General features: G+C 67.0%; 18 protein-coding genes. 14 read left to right on the forward strand and 4 right to left on the reverse strand.

Going from position 1 to position 18655, the window contains the following annotated elements:
* The first annotated feature begins 13 nt into the window (after positions 1-13).
* The 7 genes from hisS (at position 14) to B7D75_RS06085 (ending at position 7636) form a co-directional block, all read left to right on the forward strand.
* Complete coding sequence (hisS, locus tag B7D75_RS06055; protein WP_107113838.1) at positions 14-1303, forward strand: histidine--tRNA ligase; 1290 nt, start codon at positions 14-16, stop codon at positions 1301-1303.
* Between the two features lie 26 nt (positions 1304-1329).
* Complete coding sequence (locus B7D75_RS06060) at positions 1330-1974, forward strand: YfgM family protein (RefSeq protein ID WP_003157149.1); 645 nt, start codon at positions 1330-1332, stop codon at positions 1972-1974.
* Position 1975: 1 nt separating this feature from the next.
* Positions 1976-3118, forward strand: coding sequence for an outer membrane protein assembly factor BamB (gene bamB, locus B7D75_RS06065; protein ID WP_012074563.1), 1143 nt, complete (start codon positions 1976-1978; stop codon positions 3116-3118).
* Positions 3119-3195: 77 nt separating this feature from the next.
* Positions 3196-4677 (forward strand): ribosome biogenesis GTPase Der, encoded by a 1482-nt coding sequence (der, locus tag B7D75_RS06070; RefSeq protein WP_003092786.1) that lies wholly within the window; start codon positions 3196-3198, stop codon positions 4675-4677.
* 309 nt (positions 4678-4986) lie between these two features.
* On the forward strand, positions 4987-6135 hold the full coding sequence (locus tag B7D75_RS06075) for a pyridoxal phosphate-dependent aminotransferase (protein ID WP_012074565.1): 1149 nt from the start codon (positions 4987-4989) through the stop codon (positions 6133-6135).
* Entirely contained in the window at positions 6123-6917 is a 795-nt protein-coding gene (locus B7D75_RS06080) for an amidohydrolase (protein WP_107113839.1), read from the forward strand. The genes B7D75_RS06075 and B7D75_RS06080 overlap by 13 nt, the downstream gene beginning before the upstream one ends.
* Positions 6918-7051: 134 nt before the next feature.
* Positions 7052-7636, forward strand: a complete 585-nt coding sequence (locus B7D75_RS06085; protein WP_107113840.1) for a YidB family protein — start codon at positions 7052-7054, stop codon at positions 7634-7636.
* Positions 7637-7720: 84 nt separating this feature from the next.
* Here B7D75_RS06085 and B7D75_RS06090 read toward each other — a convergent pair whose 3' ends face one another.
* Positions 7721-8671, reverse strand: coding sequence for an aldo/keto reductase (locus B7D75_RS06090; protein ID WP_003154179.1), 951 nt, complete (start codon positions 8669-8671; stop codon positions 7721-7723).
* A gap of 182 nt (positions 8672-8853) precedes the next feature.
* Here B7D75_RS06090 and B7D75_RS06095 point away from each other — a divergent pair, with 182 nt between their 5' ends.
* Together B7D75_RS06095 and B7D75_RS06100 are read left to right on the forward strand one after the other, a co-directional pair.
* Positions 8854-9309, forward strand: a complete 456-nt coding sequence (locus B7D75_RS06095; protein WP_003154177.1) for a hypothetical protein — start codon at positions 8854-8856, stop codon at positions 9307-9309.
* Between the two features lie 49 nt (positions 9310-9358).
* A complete protein-coding gene (locus tag B7D75_RS06100; protein ID WP_034081184.1) occupies positions 9359-9691 on the forward strand; it encodes a DUF5629 family protein in 333 nt (110 codons plus the stop codon).
* Between the two features lie 58 nt (positions 9692-9749).
* On the opposite strand, the gene leuA is transcribed toward B7D75_RS06100, so the two are convergent.
* On the reverse strand, positions 9750-11420 hold the full coding sequence (gene leuA, locus B7D75_RS06105) for a 2-isopropylmalate synthase (protein ID WP_034081183.1): 1671 nt from the start codon (positions 11418-11420) through the stop codon (positions 9750-9752).
* Between the two features lie 535 nt (positions 11421-11955).
* On the opposite strand from leuA, the gene B7D75_RS06115 reads away from it, so the two are divergent.
* The 3 genes from B7D75_RS06115 to B7D75_RS06125 all read left to right on the forward strand — a co-directional run bounded on the left by B7D75_RS06115 (position 11956) and on the right by B7D75_RS06125 (position 16122).
* On the forward strand, positions 11956-12354 hold the full coding sequence (locus B7D75_RS06115) for a DUF2946 domain-containing protein (protein ID WP_185269353.1): 399 nt from the start codon (positions 11956-11958) through the stop codon (positions 12352-12354).
* A gap of 118 nt (positions 12355-12472) precedes the next feature.
* Positions 12473-14644: a TonB-dependent copper receptor gene (locus B7D75_RS06120; protein WP_107113842.1), complete on the forward strand. Its 2172-nt coding sequence runs from the start codon at positions 12473-12475 to the stop codon at positions 14642-14644.
* A 62-nt stretch (positions 14645-14706) separates the two neighbouring features.
* A complete protein-coding gene (locus tag B7D75_RS06125) occupies positions 14707-16122 on the forward strand; it encodes a PepSY-associated TM helix domain-containing protein (protein ID WP_058129822.1) in 1416 nt (471 codons plus the stop codon).
* Positions 16123-16139: 17 nt separating this feature from the next.
* Here B7D75_RS06125 and B7D75_RS06130 read toward each other — a convergent pair whose 3' ends face one another.
* Together B7D75_RS06130 and B7D75_RS06135 are read right to left on the reverse strand one after the other, a co-directional pair.
* Complete coding sequence (locus tag B7D75_RS06130; RefSeq protein WP_012074572.1) at positions 16140-16535, reverse strand: DUF4345 domain-containing protein; 396 nt, start codon at positions 16533-16535, stop codon at positions 16140-16142.
* An 85-nt stretch (positions 16536-16620) separates the two neighbouring features.
* The gene (locus tag B7D75_RS06135) at positions 16621-17469 is read right to left on the reverse strand and encodes a M23 family metallopeptidase (RefSeq protein ID WP_107113843.1); all 849 of its coding nucleotides are present in this window, start codon (positions 17467-17469) and stop codon (positions 16621-16623) included.
* Between the two features lie 171 nt (positions 17470-17640).
* Here B7D75_RS06135 and B7D75_RS06140 point away from each other — a divergent pair, with 171 nt between their 5' ends.
* Together B7D75_RS06140 and B7D75_RS06145 are read left to right on the forward strand one after the other, a co-directional pair.
* Entirely contained in the window at positions 17641-18030 is a 390-nt protein-coding gene (locus B7D75_RS06140; protein ID WP_003154167.1) for a DUF2946 family protein, read from the forward strand.
* Between the two features lie 131 nt (positions 18031-18161).
* Positions 18162-18638 (forward strand): copper chaperone PCu(A)C, encoded by a 477-nt coding sequence (locus B7D75_RS06145; RefSeq protein ID WP_033997021.1) that lies wholly within the window; start codon positions 18162-18164, stop codon positions 18636-18638.
* The last annotated feature ends 17 nt before the right edge of the window (positions 18639-18655 follow it).

An 18655-nucleotide genomic window follows, 5' to 3' on the forward strand; every position in this document is an offset into this window, starting at 1 on the left:
TTAAGGACCCTACGTGAGCAAGTCCCTGCAAGCCATCCGTGGCATGAACGACATCCTGCCGGAGCAGACTCCGGCCTGGCGCTATCTGGAACGCACCTTCGCCGGCCTGCTGGACGGTTACGGCTACAGCGAGATCCGCCTGCCCATCCTCGAATTCACCGAGCTCTTCGCCCGCGGTATCGGCGAAGGCACCGACGTGGTCGACAAGGAGATGTATACCTTCCTCGACCGCAACGGCGAATCCCTGACCATGCGCCCCGAAGGCACCGCCGGTTGCGTGCGCGCCGTGCTCGAACACGGCCTGAGTGGCGGTGGCCAGGTACAGAAGCTGTGGTACACCGGGCCCATGTTCCGCTACGAGAAGCCGCAGAAAGGCCGCTACCGGCAGTTCCACCAGATTGGCGTGGAAGTCTTCAACCTGCCCGGCCCGGACATCGACGCCGAACTGGTCATCCTCACCTGGCGCCTGTGGCAGAAGCTCGGCATGGCCGACGCGGTGACCCTGCAGCTCAACACCCTGGGTTCCAGCGAGGCCCGCGCACGCTATCGCGAGGCCCTGGTGGCCTACCTGCAGGAGCGCTTCGAGCAGCTCGACGAGGACAGCCAGCGGCGCATGACCACCAACCCGCTGCGGATCCTCGACAGCAAGGTGGAGAGCACCCAGGCTCTGCTGGTCGGTGCGCCGACCCTGCACGACTACCTCGACGAAGAGTCGATCGCCCACTTCGAGGGTCTCAAGGCCCGCCTGGATGCGGTCGGCCTGCGCTACGAGATCAACCAGAAGCTGGTGCGCGGCCTCGACTACTACTGCCGCACGGCGTTCGAGTGGGTCACCGACAAGCTCGGTGCCCAGGGCACCGTTTGTGGCGGCGGCCGCTACGACGGGCTGGTCAGCCAGTTCGGCGGCAAGCCGACCCCGGGCGTCGGTTTCGCCATGGGGGTGGAGCGCCTGGTGCTGCTGCTGGAGACTCTCGACGTGATCCCGGCGGAACTGAACCGTCCGGCCGACCTGTACGTCTGTGCCTTCGGCGAACCGGCGGAGCTGGCCGCCCTGGCCCTGGCCGAACAGCTGCGCAGCTCGATTCCCGGCATACGCCTGCTGGTCAACGCCGGCGCCGGCAGCTTCAAGAGCCAGTTCAAAAAGGCCGACAAGAGCGGCGCGCGCTACGCCCTGATCCTCGGGGAGGACGAGGTGGCCAATCGCGTGGTAGGTTTCAAGCCCCTGCGTGACGAGGGCGAGCAACAAAGCATTGCCTGGGACGCTCTGCCCGAGCACCTGGCAGCCTGTCTGGCACAGGCTTGAGAACATAAAGAATAGGAGTGATTGGGGTGACATCGCGTACCGAAGACGAAGACCTGGCGCAGATCAAGGACTGGTGGCAGCGCAACGGCAAGCCGCTGGTCACCGGCGGCATCCTCGCGCTGGCAGTGGTATTCGGCTGGCAGGCCTGGCAGAAGTACCAGACCAACCAGGCGCAGGGCGCCTCGATCGTCTACCAGCAACTGATCGAAACCGCGCTGAACCCGGCTGGCCAGCCGGACACCGCGAAAGTGGCGGAACTGGCCGGCAAGCTGAAGAGCGAGTTCGGCGGTACCCACTACGCCCAGTACGGCAGCCTGTTCGTGGCCAAGGTCGCGGTCGACAGCGGCAAGCTGGATGACGCCGTTGCCGAGCTGAAGGCGGTCATGGACAAGCCGGCCGACGCCACCCTCGGCGAACTGGCGCGGCAGCGCCTGGCCCGTGTCCTGGCGGCCCAGGGCAAGGTCGAGGAAGGCCTGAAGCTGCTCGAAGGCGATGCCGACAAGGCCTACGTCTCCACCCGCGAGGAGCTCAAGGGCGACCTGCTGGTGCAGCTCAAGCGCACCGACGAGGCGCGCGCGGCCTACGAGAAAGCCAAGCAGTCGCTGCCCGAAGACGGTGCCGGCGACGCCCTGCAGATCAAGCTCGACGACCTGTCCAAGGGAGAGGCCTGAGATGGTGCAATGGAAACACGCGGCGCTGCTCGCCCTGGCCCTTGCGGTCGTGGGTTGCAGCAGCAACAGCAAGAAGGAACTCCCGCCCGCCGAGCTGACCGACTTCAAAGAGGAAGTCGTTCTGAGCAAGCAGTGGAGCCGCTCGGTCGGTGACGGCCAGGGTGACCTCTACAACCTGCTCGAGCCGGCGGTGGACGGTTCCACCATCTACGCCGCTTCCGCCGAAGGGCGGGTGATGGCGATCCAGCGCGAGACCGGCGATGTGCTCTGGAAGAAGGACCTCGAGCGTCCGGTTTCCGGCGGAGTCGGCGTCGGCTACGGCCTGGTGCTGGTGGGCACCCTGCGCGGCGACGTGATCGCCCTCGACGAGGCCACCGGCAAGAAGAAATGGACCAAGCGGGTCAACAGCGAAGTGCTGTCCGCGCCGGCCACCAACGGCGACGTGGTGGTGGTGCAGACCCAGGACGACAAGCTGATCGGCCTCGACGCCGCCAGCGGCGACCAGCGCTGGATCTACGAAAGCAGCGTGCCGGTGCTGACCCTGCGCGGCACCGGCGCGCCGCTGATCGCCGGCAACATGGCCCTGGCTGGCCTGGCCAGCGGCAAGGTGGTGGCGGTCGACGTACAGCGTGGCTTGCCGATCTGGGAGCAGCGCGTGGCGATCCCCCAGGGCCGTTCCGAACTGGATCGCGTGGTGGACATCGACGGCGGCCTCCTGCTGTCCGGCGACACCCTCTACGTGGTCAGCTACCAGGGCCGCGCCGCGGCGCTGGATGTGAACAGCGGCCGCCTGCTCTGGCAACGCGAGGCCTCCAGCTACGTCGGCGTCGCCGAGGGCTTCGGCAACATCTACGTGAGCCAGGCCAGCGGTTCGGTGGAAGGACTGGATGCGCGCGGCGCCTCCTCGCTGTGGAACAACGACGCCCTGGCGCGTCGGCAACTGTCGGCTCCGGCGGTGTTCTCCAGCAACGTGGTGGTCGGCGATCTGGAAGGCTACGTGCATCTGCTGAGCCAGGTGGACGGTCGCTTCGTCGGTCGCGAGCGGGTCGACAGCGACGGCGTGCGGGTTCGCCCGCTGGTGGTCGGTAGCTGGATGTACGTGTTCGGCAACGGTGGCAAGCTCGTCGCCTACACCATCCGCTAGACTGGGTTTCAAGTGTCCGGCCGCTGCCGTCCGACGTCAGCGGCCTTTGTGTTTTCTGAATTCTCGTGGAGAGCCGCATGGTTCCCGTTATTGCCCTGGTGGGTCGTCCGAACGTCGGCAAGTCCACTCTGTTCAACCGCCTGACCAAGTCGCGCGACGCCATCGTGGCGGAGTACGCCGGCCTGACCCGCGACCGCCAGTACGGCGAGGCGCGCTGGCAGGGGCGCACCTACATTGTCATCGATACCGGGGGTATCTCCGGTGATGAGGAAGGCATCGATGCGAAGATGGCCGAGCAATCGCTGCAGGCCATCGAGGAAGCCGACGCGGTGCTGTTCCTGGTCGACTCGCGCGCCGGGATGACCGCCGCCGACCAGATGATCGCCGAGCACCTGCGCAAGCGGAACAAGCGCAGCTTCCTGATCGCCAACAAGGTCGACACCATCGACCCGGACCTCGCCCGCGCCGAGTTCAGCCCGCTGGGCCTGGGCGACGCGCTGCCGATCGCCGCCGCCCACGGTCGCGGCATCAACCATATGCTGCAGGAAGCCCTGGGGATCTTCCCCAAGGACAACGCGGAGGAAGAAGGCGAGGGCGAGCCGGCGAGCGAAGAGGTCGCCGAAGGCGAGGAACCGACCCGGATTCCCGGTCCCAGCGAGAAGGACGGGATCAAGATCGCCATCATCGGCCGGCCCAACGTCGGCAAGTCGACTCTGGTCAATCGCATGCTCGGCGAAGAGCGGGTGATCGTCTACGACCAGGCCGGCACCACCCGCGACAGCATCTACATCCCGTTCGAGCGCAACGAGGAGAAGTACACCCTGATCGATACCGCCGGCGTGCGTCGCCGCGGCAAGATCTTCGAGGCGGTGGAAAAATTCTCGGTGGTGAAGACCCTCCAGGCGATCCAGGATGCCAACGTGGTGATCTTCGTCATGGACGCCCGCGAAGGGGTGGTCGAGCACGACCTCAACCTGCTCGGCTTCGTCCTCGAGACCGGCCGCGCCCTGGTGATCGCCCTGAACAAGTGGGACGGCATGGAGGCGGCCGAGCGCGACTACGTGAAGACCGAGCTGGAGCGACGCCTGCTGTTCGTCGACTTCGCCGACATCCACTTCATCTCGGCGCTGCACGGTACCGGCGTCGGCCACCTCTACAAGTCGGTGCAGGAGTCCTTCCGCTCGGCGGTGACCCGCTGGCCGACCAGCCGCCTGACCAGCATCCTCGAGGACGCCGTGCAGGTACACCAGCCGCCGATGGTCAACGGTCGTCGGATCAAGCTGCGCTACGCCCACCTGGGCGGCGCCAACCCGCCGCTGATCGTGATCCATGGCAACCAGGTGGATGCGGTGCCCAAGGCCTATACGCGCTACCTGGAGAAGACCTACCGGCGGGTATTGAAGTTGGTCGGTACGCCGATCCGCATCGAATACAAGGGCGGCGAGAACCCCTACGAGGGCAAGAAGAACTCGCTGACCGCGCGCCAGGTCAACAAGAAGCGCCGGCTGATGTCGCACCACAAGAAGGCCGAGAAGAAGAAGAAGGACAAGCGCCGCTGAGCGCGATGCGCCGTTCGCTGAAGAAGAGCCCGATGGATATCCCGTCGGGCTTTTTTCATTGGCTCTGGCTGCGCTCCGTAGGGCGGATAGCGCTGCCGGTGTTCCCCGCCGGTACCCTGGCGTGACGGCGGATTATCGCGAGGCGGCTGTTCGTCCTGCGCCATGGTCCGGCGCATATTCCCCCGTGACCTGCGGCGGGCGCGCTTTTTTCCAAGCCGTGCCCCTGCAGCGTCGCTTCCGGATCGGCTATCCTGCCCTGCCACCCGTCTGGCCGGGCTATCGTCCGGCGAGTCCCAGCAGGAAGTCCCGATGATTCAGAGCAAGCTGCCGAATGTCGGCACCACCATCTTCACCCGCATGTCGCAACTGGCCGCCGAGTGCGGCGCGATCAACCTCTCCCAGGGCTTTCCCGATTTCGACGGTCCGCCGGAGTTGCGCGAGGCGGTAGGCCGGCATATCGCCGCCGGGCACAACCAGTACGCGCCGATGGCCGGCCTGCCGGCGCTGCGCGAGCAGGTGGCGAAGAAGATCGAGCAGCTCTATGGGCGTCGGGTGAGTGCCGACAGCGAGGTGACCATCACGCCGGGCGCGACCGAGGCGATCTTCAGCGCGATCCAGGCGTTGGTCCATCCGGGTGACGAAGTGGTGGTGCTCGACCCGTCCTACGACAGCTACGAACCGTCGGTGCAGCTCGCCGGCGGGCGTTGCGTGCACGTGCCGCTGGCGCTGCCGGACTTCTCCATCGACTGGCAGCGCATGGCCGAGGCCATCGGGCCGCGTACCCGGCTGGTCATCATCAACACCCCGCACAATCCCAGCGGTGCGCTGATCAGCCGCGAGGAACTGGACCGCCTGGCGGCGCTGATCCGCGACCGGGATATCTACCTGATCAGCGACGAGGTCTACGAGCACCTGGTGTTCGACGGCGTCGCCCATACCAGCGTGCTGTCCCACGACGAGTTGTATCCGCGTTCCTTCGTGGTCAGCTCGTTCGGCAAGACCTACCACGTCACCGGCTGGAAGACCGGCTACGTGGTCGCGCCGCCGGCGCTCGGCGCGGAGCTGCGCAAGGTCCACCAGTACGTCAACTTCTGCGGGGTCACGCCGTTGCAGTGGGCGCTGGCCGACTACATGGCCGCCCATCCCGAGCACCTGGGGCAGTTGCCAGGCTTCTACCAGGCCAAGCGGGACCTGTTCTGCGACCTCCTGCAGGGCTCGCGTTTCCGTTTCAGTCGTGCGCCGGGCACCTATTTCCAGTGCGTGGACTATTCGGCGATCCGCCCGGACCTGGACGACGTCGCCATGGCCGAATGGCTGACCCGTGAACACGGAGTGGCGGCGATCCCGGTTTCGGTGTTTTATGAAAAGGCGCCGGACGCCCTGCGCCTGGTCCGCTTCTGTTACGCCAAACGCGAGGAGACGCTGCGTCAGGCAGCGGAAAAGCTATGCGCGATCTGACGGTGCTGCCGGACCTGGACGTCGCCCTGGTCCAATCCTCCCTGGCCTGGCACGATGCCCAGGCCAACCGCGAGCATTTCACCGCCCTGCTGGAAAGCGCCGCCGGCGCCGACCTGGTGATTCTCCCGGAAATGTTCACCACCGGTTTCAGCATGGCTTCGGCAGAGCAGGCCGAGCCCGAGCAGGGGCCGACCCACGCCTGGCTGCGGGAGCAGGCCCGCCGCCTCGGCGCGGTGGTCACCGGCAGCCTGATCGTCCAGCTCGCCGATGGCAGCCACCGCAACCGTCTGCTCTGGGCGCGTCCGGACGGCGAGGTGCTGCACTACGATAAGCGCCATCTGTTCCGCATGGCCGGCGAGCATGAGCACTACAGTCCCGGCGAGCGCCAGGAGCTGTTCGAACTCAAGGGCTGGCGGGTGCGCCCGCTGATCTGCTACGACCTGCGCTTCCCGGTATGGAGCCGCGACCCGCACGACACCGACCTGTTGCTCTACACCGCCAACTGGCCCGCGCCTCGTCGACTGCACTGGAACCGCCTGCTGCCGGCGCGGGCGATCGAGAACCTCTGCTACGTGGTGGCGGTGAATCGTATCGGCGGAGACGGCAACGCCTTGCGCTACGCTGGAGATAGCCAGGCCCTGGATTTCCAGGGCGACAGCCTGTTCAACGCGGCGGACGCCGACGGCGTGTTCCGCGTCCGGCTGGACGCGGCGGCGTTGGCGGCCTATCGCCAGCGCTTCCCGGCCTACATGGATGCGGATCGCTTCGAAATCCACCCTTGAATGCCGGAACGTCCTGTTCCGCTCGATGTCCGAGGCCATGACCCGGCGCCGTGCATGATGGCGCGTCGCCGGGCCTGGAGTTACCCGTATCCCGCGGCGATACGCCGTGGGCATCAGATCAGGAGGAAGACCAAATGGGACTGCTCGATTCGATTCTCGGTTCGGCGCTGGGTGGCTCTGAAGGACAGGGAGGTGCACGCGATCCGAAAGTGGCCCTGTTGATCGGGCTGGTGACCATGCTGATGTCACGCCAGGGCGGTGCGGCACAGGGCGGTGGCGATGGCGGTGGTCTGCTCGGTTCGCTGGGCAGCATCCTTGGCGGCGCCGGCGGCGGTGCTGCGAGCGGTGGACTGGGCGGCGTCCTCGGCGATCTGCTCGGTGGCGCCGCGGGCGGTGCCGGGCAGGCGCCGGGGGTGGAGGCCGGCTCCCTGGGCGGACTCGGCGGGTTGTTCCAGGTGCTCCAGAACGCAGGCCTGGGCGATGCCCTGAATTCCTGGATCGGCGGTGGGCCGAACCAGGCGGTGTCGGCGGCGGACATTTCCCGCGCCTTCGGCGACGGCCAGTTGCAACAACTGGCGGACTCCGCCGGGGTCAGCCAGGGCGAAGCGGCCGAGCACCTGAGCAGCCTGCTGCCGGAACTGGTCAACAAGCTGACGCCGGATGGCCAGGCGCCGCAGGGCGACCTGGATATCGGTTCGGTGCTGGCGCGCTTCAGCTGAGATCACGCGGCCGTCATTCGAGGGTTCCGGCGGATAACCGCGCTGCGGTTATCCGCCTGTGCGACACCTCGACGCCGTGCTCCGTCAATAGGCGCTGGCGCTGTCCAGGCGGTGGATCGCCTGCTCGTCGAGCCGCAGGCGGGTGGCGGCGATCAGGTCGTCCAGCTGTTCCAGGCTGGTGGCGCTGGCAATCGGCGCGGTGACGGTGGGGCGGGCGATCAGCCAGGCCAGGGCGACCTGGGTCGGATTGGCGTTGTACTGCTCGGCCACTTCATCGAGCGCCGCGAGGATCGCCACGCCGCGCTCGTTCAGGTAACCCCGGACTTTCTCGCCGCGGGCACGACCCGCGGTGTCGGCTTCGCTGCGGTACTTGCCACTGAGGAAACCGCTGGCCAGCGAGTAGTAGCTGATCACGCCAAGGCCGAGTTCTTCCACTGTCGGCTCCAGGTTGGTTTCGTAGTCGGCGCGGTCGTACAGGTTGTACTCGGGCTGCAGGCTCTGGTAGCTGGGCAGGTTCAGCCGGGCGCTGACCTGGCGTGCCTGGATCAGGCGCCGGGCGTCGTGGTTGGAGGCGCCGATGACCCGAACCTTGCCTTTCTTGATCAGCTCGCCGTAGGTGGAGAGGGTTTCCTCCAGTTCGGTGTGTGGATCGTCGGCATGCGACTGGTAGAGGTCCAGGTAGTCGGTCTGCAGGCGCCGCAGGGAAGCCTCCAGGGCCTGTTCGATATAGGCCGCGGAGAGGCCCTTGTGGCCGTTGCCCATGTCCATCCCGACCTTGCTCGCGATCACTACCCGGTCGCGCTTGCCGGTGCGTTTCAGCCATTTGCCGATGATACTCTCCGATTCGCCACCCTGGTGTCCGGGAACCCAGCGCGAATACACGTCGGCGGTATCGATGCAGTTCAGCCCGGCATCGAGCAGGGCGTCCAGCAGCCTGAAGGAGGTGCTTTCGTCGGCGGTCCAGCCGAAGACGTTGCCGCCGAATACCAGGGCCGGGATTTCCAGCCCGGAGTTGCCGAGTTTGCGTGTGCTCATGCGTCATCCCTCCTGTGTGCGGTCCTGTGTGGGCGCTTTCGTTCGCACGTCTTGCTGTGACTGCCGGCGGGCGCGGAATGTTCAGCTGGCGCGCAGCGTCCTATAGACTCTGCCGGTCGCCGGGATTTTCCAATGCCGGCCCTGGTAAAGCTTCAGTAAAGATCCGCAGGGAGCACACGCATATGAGCAGCGATACCGAGAACCCGTTCCGTCCGCCGGAAGCCCGCCTGGACGAGCCGGGCGCAACCCAGGGCGAGCCGCTGTACAGGCTTTCCGCCATCGGCCTGGGCACTTTCATCGGCACCCCCCTGGCTGGCGCCTTCCTGACCGCGGTGAACCTGAGGCGCCTCGGCCGCGGGCAGGAGGTCGGACGCGCCTGGCTGGTCGCCGTCGGCCTGTTCGTCCTGCTGCTGGTACTGGGCGCGATATTGCCGGAGAACATCCCCTCCACCGGCTTCGCGGTGGCGCAGATCATCGGCATGGTCTACTACGCCAGGTCGGCCTTCGGCCCGGCGCTGGAGAGCCACAAGGCCGCCGGCGGCAGCTTCATTTCCAACTGGAGGGCGGCCGGCATCGCCCTGCTGTTCATGCTGGCGGTCCTGCTGGTGATGGTGCCGGTGGTGATGCTGGTGGCCTGAGGCACCGCCGCTTTGCCGTATCATGGCTTCTTTTCAGCGATGACTGACCATGACCACAGAACGTTACCTGCTCGATGAACTGGAAACCGCCGACATGCTCGAGATCGACGGCCTGCATGCCTGGCGCTTCGAACTCAACGAGGCGCTGCTGGACCAGGCGGACCTGGCCGCGGAGGCCGACCAGGCGTTCGCCAGCGAGGAGTGGGTGCTGGCGGTGGAAAGCCTGGATGGACGCACTCGTCGCGACTGGCGTTTTTCCTACAACGCCGTGATGGAAGCCGAGCCGCAGGCCGATGGTGACACCTGGCGCATCGCGGGCACCGGGGGCGCGCATCTGCTCAGGTGCCTGGGAGCGGTCAGCGCCAGCGGCGACGACGAATGACGTCGCATCCATGAAAAAAGGGAGCCATTGGCTCCCTTTTTTCATTCCCATCCCTGGCTCAGGCCGCCTTGGCCTCGGCCTGGGTCACCGCGCGGTTCAGTGCGCTGAACAGGGCGCGGAAGCTGGCGGTGGTGATGTTCTCGTCGATGCCGATGCCGTGCAGCGGGCGCTGGCCTTCGAGACGGATCTCGATGTAGGCCGCGGCCCTGGCGTTGGCGCCGGCGCCGATGGCGTGCTCGTGGTAGTCCATGATCTCCGCCTTGACCGGCAGGGCGGCGACCAGGGCTTCCAGCGGGCCCTTGCCGATCCCGCGCCAGTGCTGCTTCTCGCCGTCGAAGGTGACTTCCAGGTCGACGGCGCTGGTGCCGTTCTCTTCCTGCAGGCGATGGCTGGTCAGGGCATAGGGCGAGGTCGCCTTCAGGTACTCGTTCTCCAGCAGGGAGTAGATCTGCTGGGCGGTCATCTCCAGGCCGAGACGGTCGGTCTCGCCCTGTACCACCTGGCTGAACTCGATCTGCATGCGGCGCGGCAGGCTGATGCCGTATTCCTGCTCGAGCAGGAAGGTGATGCCGCCCTTGCCGGACTGGCTGTTGACCCGGATCACCGCCTCGTAGTCGCGGCCGATGTCGGCCGGGTCGATCGGCAGGTAGGGCACCTCCCAGATCGCGTCTTCCTTCTGCTGGGCGAAGCCCTTGCGGATGGCGTCCTGGTGCGAGCCGGAGAAGGCGGTGTGGACCAGGTCGCCGACGTACGGGTGGCGCGGGTGGACCGGCAGCTGGTTGCATTCCTCGACCACCTTGCGCACGGCGTCGATGTCGGAGAAGTCCAGTTGCGGGTGCAGGCCCTGGGTATACATGTTCAGCGCCAGGGTCACCAGGTCGACGTTGCCGGTGCGCTCGCCGTTGCCGAACAGGCAGCCTTCGACGCGGTCGGCGCCGGCCATCAGGCCCAGCTCGGTGGCGGCCACGCCGGTGCCGCGGTCGTTGTGGGTGTGCAGGCTGATGATCACGCTGTCACGCCGGTTGACGTGGCGGCCGAACCACTCGATCTGGTCGGCGTAGACGTTCGGCGTGGCGCACTCCACGGTGGCCGGCAGGTTGAGGATGATCTTGTGCTCCGGGGTCGGCTGCCAGACGTCGATCACCGCGTTGCAGACCTCGACCGAGAACTCCAGCTCGGTGGAGCTGAAGATTTCCGGCGAGTACTGGAACGACCACTGGGTGTCCGGTTGCTCGGCGGCCAGCTTCCTGATCAGCTTGGCGGCGTTGGTGGCGATGTCGACGACGCCCTGCTTGTCCTGGTTGAAAACGATGCGGCGGAACGACGGCGCGGTGGCGTTGTAGACGTGGACGATGGCCTTCTTCGCCCCGCGCAGGGATTCGAAGGTGCGGGTGATCAGGTCCTCGCGGGCCTGGGTCAGCACCTGGATGGTGACGTCGTCGGGGATGTGGTTGCCTTCGATCAGCTCGCGGACGAAGTTGAAGTCGGTGTCCGAGGCCGACGGGAAGGCCACTTCGATCTGCTTCAGGCCGACCTGCACCAGGGTCTTGAAGAAGCGCATCTTCTTCGCCGCGTCCATCGGCTCGATCAGCGACTGGTTGCCGTCGCGCAGGTCGGAGCTGCACCAGATCGGCACTTCGGTGATGGTCTTCGACGGCCAGGTGCGGTCGGGCAGATTGATGGCCGGGAACGGACGGTATTTCTGCGAAGGGTCTTTCAACATGCTCATGGGGCTAATCCTTTGGAATCGATACCCGGGCGGCGTGGCCAGGCGAACGCAATGACGAGGGGAGGGGAAGCGTCGCTCAGCCACGCAGTCGCGGGCTGACCAGGCACAGGCAGGCGTGTTGGCGGAGCAGAATGAGGGTGTGCGGCGTTTTCATGCGTACCACACTAGTGAGCCTGCATTTGAATGGCAAGCATTAAAGGAAAATTAGTAGAATTTCCTATTTGTAGTGCTTTTTTAGCTTTTTATTCTTCGCCGTAAGTGAAAGCTTCGTCCCGATTGCGCCGCCAGCCTGTGTTCCGCAAGCGAGAATTCTGCGGCCCCATGCCGCAGCAGGACGGGCCGACCTTGTGCGATCATTTCGCTCCCTGTGCCGGGAGCGTATAACGGCAGGCACATACTTCTCTTTTCGGACACGACCTAGCGCGAGCGGCCGCCCGGCCGGATACGCTGCGGGCCTCATTCAAGACGGCGGGAGTCGCGGGTGGCGACCACTCTGAAACGACAAGGCATCGGTGCATGGCTGGGGTTGTTCGCCATGCTGATGATCTTCGTCGGCCCGCTGATCTCCCAGTCGATGCCGATGGACCATCCGATGCCGATGGGCGCGGCGATGGGCCACGAAGGCATGTCCCACGAGGGCATGGACGGCGCTGCCGGGGAGCATTGTTCCGACGTCCAGCGTTCCGCCGCCCTTCACGCAGGCATGCCGGGGATGGGCGACGGCAATCGCCTGGCCAGCGACGTGCTCTGGGAGAAGTGCGGTTATTGCAGCCTGCTGTTCCACAGCCCGCCGCTCACCGAAGACGCCAGCCTGGCGCTGTTCTGCGTGCCCTTCGCGGCGGTGCCCGTCGTCGCCCTCCTCAGCGAGGCGTTCGTCGCCTCGCCGGTGTTTCCCGGCGCCCGCACCCGCGCGCCGCCGTTCCTGATCGCCTGACCTCTTTCAATCCGATAGCCGCCGTTCCTGGGGGCACTGGCGCGTCTTCGCCGCGCCGGTGACGCGAGCCTGGCCGCGCGCCTGTTCGCCGTGGGGCGGGGCGGAAGTCACACAGATCATGGAAAACCGTATGTCTACTCAACAACGAGCGGTCGGCAACGCCTGCCCGACCGCCGCTTTCAGCTTCGACCCTGCCCGTCTCGCACAACGCCGCCGCTGGGCGGGAGCCTTCGCCGCACTGTGCGGCCTGGCCCTGACTCCGTCGGCGGTCCTGGCCGAGGAGCACTCCCAGCACCAGGATCACGCCGTGGAGCTGGCGCCCAGCGTGGTCACCGGAGTCGCCCAGAGTTCGCCGCTGACCATCGTCACCAACCCCAAGGAACCGCGTCAGCCGGTGCCGGCCAGCGATGGGGCCGATTACCTGAAGACCATTCCCGGTTTCGCCGTGATCCGCAACGGCGGCAGCAACGGCGACCCGGTACTGCGCGGTATGTTCGGCTCGCGCCTGAACATCCTCACCAACGGCGGCATGATGCTCGGCGCCTGTCCGAACCGGATGGACGCGCCGACCTCCTACATCTCGCCGGAAACCTACGACAAGCTCACCGTGATCAAGGGCCCGCAGACGGTGCTCTGGGGGCCGGGCGCGTCGGCCGGGACGATCCTCTTCGAGCGTGAGCCGGAGCGCTTCGGCGAACTCGGCTCGCGGGTCAACGCCAGCCTGCTGGCCGGTTCCAACGGCCGCTTCGACAAGGTGCTGGACGCCGCCGCCGGCAACCGGCTCGGCTACGTGCGTTTCACCGGCAACCACGCGCAGGCCGACGATTACGAGGACGGCGCAGGAAATACCGTACCGTCGCGCTGGAAGAAGTGGAACGGCGACGTCGCGGTCGGCTGGACTCCCGACGAGGACACCCTGATCGAGCTCACCGCCGGCAAGGGCGACGGCGAGGCACGCTACGCCGGGCGCGGCATGGACGGTTCGCAGTTCAAGCGCGAGAGCCTGGGCCTGCGCTTCGTCAAGTCGAACATCAGCGATGTGCTGGAGAAGGTCGAGGCGCAGGTCTACTACAACTACGCCGACCACATCATGGACAACTTCCGCCTGCGCACTCCCGACCCGTCCGGCATGATGCCGATGCCGATGGCGTCCCAGGTGGACCGGCGCACCCTCGGCGGTCGCCTGGCGGCCACCTGGCGCTGGGACGATTTCAAGCTGGTCGGCGGGGTCGACGCCATGCGCAACGAACATCGCGCGCGCGGCTCCAGTTACGACATGATGACCGACTACTACACCGACGCCGACCAGTTCCCCTGGAGCAAGGACGCGGTGTTCCACAACTACGGGGCCTTCGGCGAACTGACCTGGTTCGCCGCCGAGCGCGACCGGCTGATCGGCGGGCTGCGCCTGGACCGCGCCTCGGTCAAGGACTACCGGCAGACCCTCAAGTCCGGACACATGGGCCACGCCATGGCCAACCCGACGGCCGGCGATACCCGCGCCGATACCCTGCCCAGCGGCTTCGTGCGCTACGAGCACGACCTCGCCGACTCGCCGACCACCCTCTACGCCGGCCTCGGCCATGCCGAGCGCTTCCCCGACTACTGGGAGCTGTTCTCGCCCAAGCGCGGGCCGAACGGGTCGGTCAATGCCTTCGACAAGATCAAGCCGGAAAAGACCACCCAGCTCGACTTCGGCCTCCAGTACAACGGCGACAAGCTGCAGGCCTGGGCCTCCGGCTACGTCGGGGTGGTCCAGGACTTCATCCTGTTCAGCTATCGCGAGGGCATGATGGGCTCCTCGACCCAGGCGACCAACGTCGACGCGCGGATCATGGGCGGCGAACTCGGTGCGTCCTATCAGTTGACCGGCAACTGGAAGACCGACGCCAGCCTGGCCTATGCCTGGGGCAAGAACAGTTCGGACGGGCGCGCCCTGCCGCAGATCCCGCCGCTGGAGGCGCGCTTCGGCCTGACCTACGAGGAGGGCGACTGGAGCGCCGGCAGCCTGTGGCGGGTGGTCGCGCCGCAGAACCGCGTCGCCCGCGACCAGGGCAACGTGGTTGGCAAGGACTTCGACAAGAGCGCCGGCTTCGGCGTCTTCTCGCTCAACGGCGCCTACCGGGTGACGCGTAACGTCAAGCTGAGCGCCGGCGTCGATAACCTGTTCGACAAGGATTACACCGAGCACCTGAACAAGGCCGGCGACGCCGGCTTCGGTTTCTCCGCCAACGAAACGGTTCCCGAGCCGGGCCGGACCTTCTGGACCAAGGTCGACTTCAGCTTCTGAACCTTGAACGAGGCCCCGCCCAGCGGGGCCCGCCTTGCCTGTGTGCTCCGATGAGGTGATCCATGCAACCCAACGAAAAGAACGGCCGTGACTTCTACGCGCTGGCCTGGCGCTGGCATTTCTACGCCGGCCTGTTCGTCGCGCCCTTCATGATCCTGCTGGCGCTGACCGGAATCGTCTACCTGTTCAAGCCGCAGCTGGATGCGCTGCTCTACCCGCAATTGCTGCGCGTCGAGGCCGGCGCGCAGATGCGCAGCGCCGACCAGTTGCTCGCCGGGGTGCGCCAGGCGCACCCGCAGGCCGCCGTCAGCCAGTACCTGCCGCCGAGCGAGGCGGGGCGCAGCGCGCAATTCGTGATCGGCGAAGAGGGCAGGCAGTGGAACCTGTTCGTCGACCCCTACAGTGGACGCGAGCTCGGCCGCCAGGATGCGCAACTGAATCTCCAGGCGGTGGCCCGGGCGCTGCACGGCGAGCTGATGGTCGGGACCGTCGGCGACCGGCTGATCGAGCTGGCCGCCGGCTGGGGCATCGTCCTGGTGGTCTCCGGTCTTTATCTGTGGTGGCCGCGCGGCCGGGCGGCGAGCGCGCTGCTCTGGCCGCGCCTGCACCTGCGCGGACGACCGCTGTGGCGCGATTTACATGTGGTCGCCGGTTTCTGGGGCAGCCTGCTGTTGCTGTTCATGCTGCTCAGCGGGATGACCTGGACCGGCTACTGGGGCAAGCAGTTCGCCGATGTCTGGAACCGCTTCCCGGCGGCGATGTGGAACGATGTGCCAACCTCCGACATGCAGGCCGGTAGCCTCAACAGCGCGTCGCGCCAGCAGGTGCCCTGGCCGCTGGAGAACACTCCGCTGCCGCGCTCGCAGCCGCCGGCGGCCGACGCCCATGCCGAGCATCGCGGGCACTCCGCCCAGGCCGGGCGCGAGATGCCGATGGACATGCCGATGCCGGCGGGCATCCCTCTGCAAAGGGTGGTGGATATCGCCCGCGAGCGCGGCGTGGCGGCGGGCTACGGGATCGCCCTGCCGAGCGGGATGGAGGGGGTCTACACGATTTCCGTGTTCCCCGACGATCCGCGCCACGACGCCACCCTGCACATCGACCAGTACAGCGGCAAGGTCCTCGCCGACGTGCGTTGGCAGGACTACAACGCGGTGGCGAGGAGCGTGCAGATGGGCGTGGTGCTGCACGAAGGCAAGTTCTTCGGCCTGGCCAACCAGTTGCTGATGCTCGCGGCCTGCCTGGCGATCCTGCTCAGCTCGGCGAGCGGCCTGTGGATCTGGTGGAAGCGCAAGCCGGCCGGGCGCCTTGGCGTGCCGCCGTTGCGCCACGAGCTGCCGCGCTGGAAGACCGGCATCGCCATCATGCTGGCGCTGAGCGTGGCCTTCCCGCTGGTGGGGGCCTCGCTCCTGCTGGTCTGGGCGCTGGACTGGCTGGTGCTGTCGCGGCTGCCGGCGGTTCGCCGGGTCCTGGCCTGAGACCTGCTGCGCGGCGCTCAGTCGAGGTCGAGCTGGCGGGTCTTCCACAGCGCCGCCAGCAACAGCACGCAGAGCACCGCCTCGGCGGCCAGCCAGAAGAAGGTGGCCAGCGCCGGCGAGGCATCGATCAGCACCCCGTAGAGGCGCGCCGCGCCGCTGCTGGCGATCACCGCCAGGGCGGCGAGCAGGCCGAGCACCAGGTATTTCGGGCGTAGCGCGGCATAGCCGAGCAGCAGGCCGACGCCGAGGCTGGTGCCGCCGTAGCTGGCGCGCAGGTCGGTGAGGGCGGCGGGGGTGAGCGGTTCGCCGCTGGTGAGCAGGGAGGCGAGCGGGCCGGGGAAGAAGACGAAGCCCAGGCCGAGGACCACGAACAGTGCCGAGCACAGCCAGAGCAGGCGAAGCGGGTGAGTCATGCGGTGTCTCCCTTGGTCATGAAAGGAGCGCATCGACGCGCCCCCTGTTCCTTCTGACCTCAGTCGGCGCCGCGTTGCTCAACGCTCAGGGCTGGAAGGCGCCGATGAAGATCGCCGGGTCGACCCGCACGTCGTTCAGGCTGACGTTCCAGTGCATGTGCGGCCCGGTCGCCCGCCCGGTGGCGCCGACCTTGCCGACGACGCCGCCGCGCGGCATCTGCTGGCCGAGCTTCACGTCGATCTTCGATAGGTGGCAGAACATGCTGATGAAGCCCTGGCCGTGGTCGACGAACACCGTCTTGCCGTTGAAGAAGTAGTCGCCGATGAGGATCACCTTGCCGGCCGCCGGCGCCTTGATCGGCGTACCGGCCGGTACCGCGAAGTCTAGACCGGAATGCGGGTTGCGCTCTTCGCCGTTGAAGAAGCGGCGCAGGCCGAAGGGGCTGGAGAGCGGACCGTCGACCGGCCTGTCGAGCATCAGGTTGCTGGGCAGGCCGGGACTGAAGCGGCGGTAGGCGGCGGTCTGTTCGGCGAGCTCGCGCTCGATGCGCTTGAGGTCTTCCGGCAGCGGGTTGACCTGGCGCTTGTTCTTCAGGGTGATGCGCTGCTCGCGGTAGTGCTTGCTGCCGACGCTGAAGCTTTCCTCGTGGTTGCCGGTCGCCGCCCGCACTTCCAGCTTCTGCGGGCCGGGCTTGGCGGTCAGTGGGATGCCGACCACGGCGATCCAGCGCCGGCCTTCCTCGCGCACCACCAGCACCGGCTTGCCCTGGTAGAACGCCCGCGGCGGCGGGCCTTCCTCGCCGAGGTCGAGCACCGCCACCCCGCCGGGCACCGGCTTGTTCAGCAGGCGCATGATGAAGCTGTCGGCCTGGGCGGGCAGGGCGCAGAAGGCGGCGAGCAACAGCGTGGAAACGAAGGCTAGGGTGCGGGGCATCGGCTTCTCGACTCGTCGGGCGGCAAAGCCGTCTATGCTGGCGGAAGAGCGCGGCGGGGGAAAGCCCGCAAGGGTTGCAAACGTTTTCACCTGCGGCACTCTGTCGCGCCCGGCGTTTTTACTTTTGCCCCGTGCTCAGGCATAAAGGGCCCATTCTCCGGAGAACCGACGATGCCCCTGTCACGGCGCCCCGTGGCCTGGCTGGCCAGCCTGGCCGTGCTGATGAACCTGTTCGTGGTGCCGCTTTCGCAGGCGCTGACGACGCAGGAGCGCGCCTCGTTGCTGCTCGGCGGCTTCTGCAGCACCTCGTCCGACTCGCTGCTGCGCCTGAAGCTGAGCGCCGCGCTCAAGGACATCGATCTTCCCGACGACCACGAAAGCCTGGCCCCGCACCTCTGCTGCTGCGCCGGCGCCGCCGGCACGCCCGGACTGGTCGCCTCCTGGCCGGCTTTGCCGCTGGCGCCGCTGGCCAGCCCGGCCCGTATCGCCTTCTCCGCCACCGACCTGCCACCCCAGCGCTACTGGCGCCTCGCCAATCCGCGCGCCTCTCCCGTCGCCTGATGCCCAGGCCCATGCACCCGGCAACCTGAACCTGGAGGCCGGGGTGCGTCGCGGCGTCCTGTTCCAACATCCCTACATGGAATCGCCGGTCCGACGGAAAAGGACCGGCCATACGCTACTGGAGAGTCCCCATGCGCACATCCTTCTTCGCAGCCGTCGCCCTGCTGGCCGTTTCCGCCGTCGCCCAGGCCCACGAATACAATGCTGGCCAGCTGCACATCGAACACCCCTGGGCGCTGGCCCTGCCGCCGACCTCGCCGAACGGCGCGGCGTATTTCGTGGTGCAGAACCACGGCAAGGAAAACGACACCCTGGTCGGCGCCGATACCCCGCGCGCGGCGTCCGCCGAGGTGCACGAGCATGTGCACAGGAACGGCATGATGAGCATGCAGAAAGTCGACAGCGTCGACGTCGCGCCAGGCAAGGACCTGCGCTTCGCCCCCGGCGGCTACCACCTGATGCTGATGGGCCTGAAGCAGCCACTGGTGGCCGGCGAGCGCTTCCCGCTGACGCTGCATTTCCGCAAGGCCGGCGAAGTGCCGGTGGAAATCGTCGTCGAGTCCAAGGCGCCGGCCGAACAGGGCGGGCACGAGCAGCACGGCCACTGAGCGCCGTGTCGAGCAGG

Origin of the sequence: Pseudomonas paraeruginosa, from assembly GCF_003025345.2 — a bacterium.
Taxonomy (GTDB): domain Bacteria; phylum Pseudomonadota; class Gammaproteobacteria; order Pseudomonadales; family Pseudomonadaceae; genus Pseudomonas; species Pseudomonas paraeruginosa.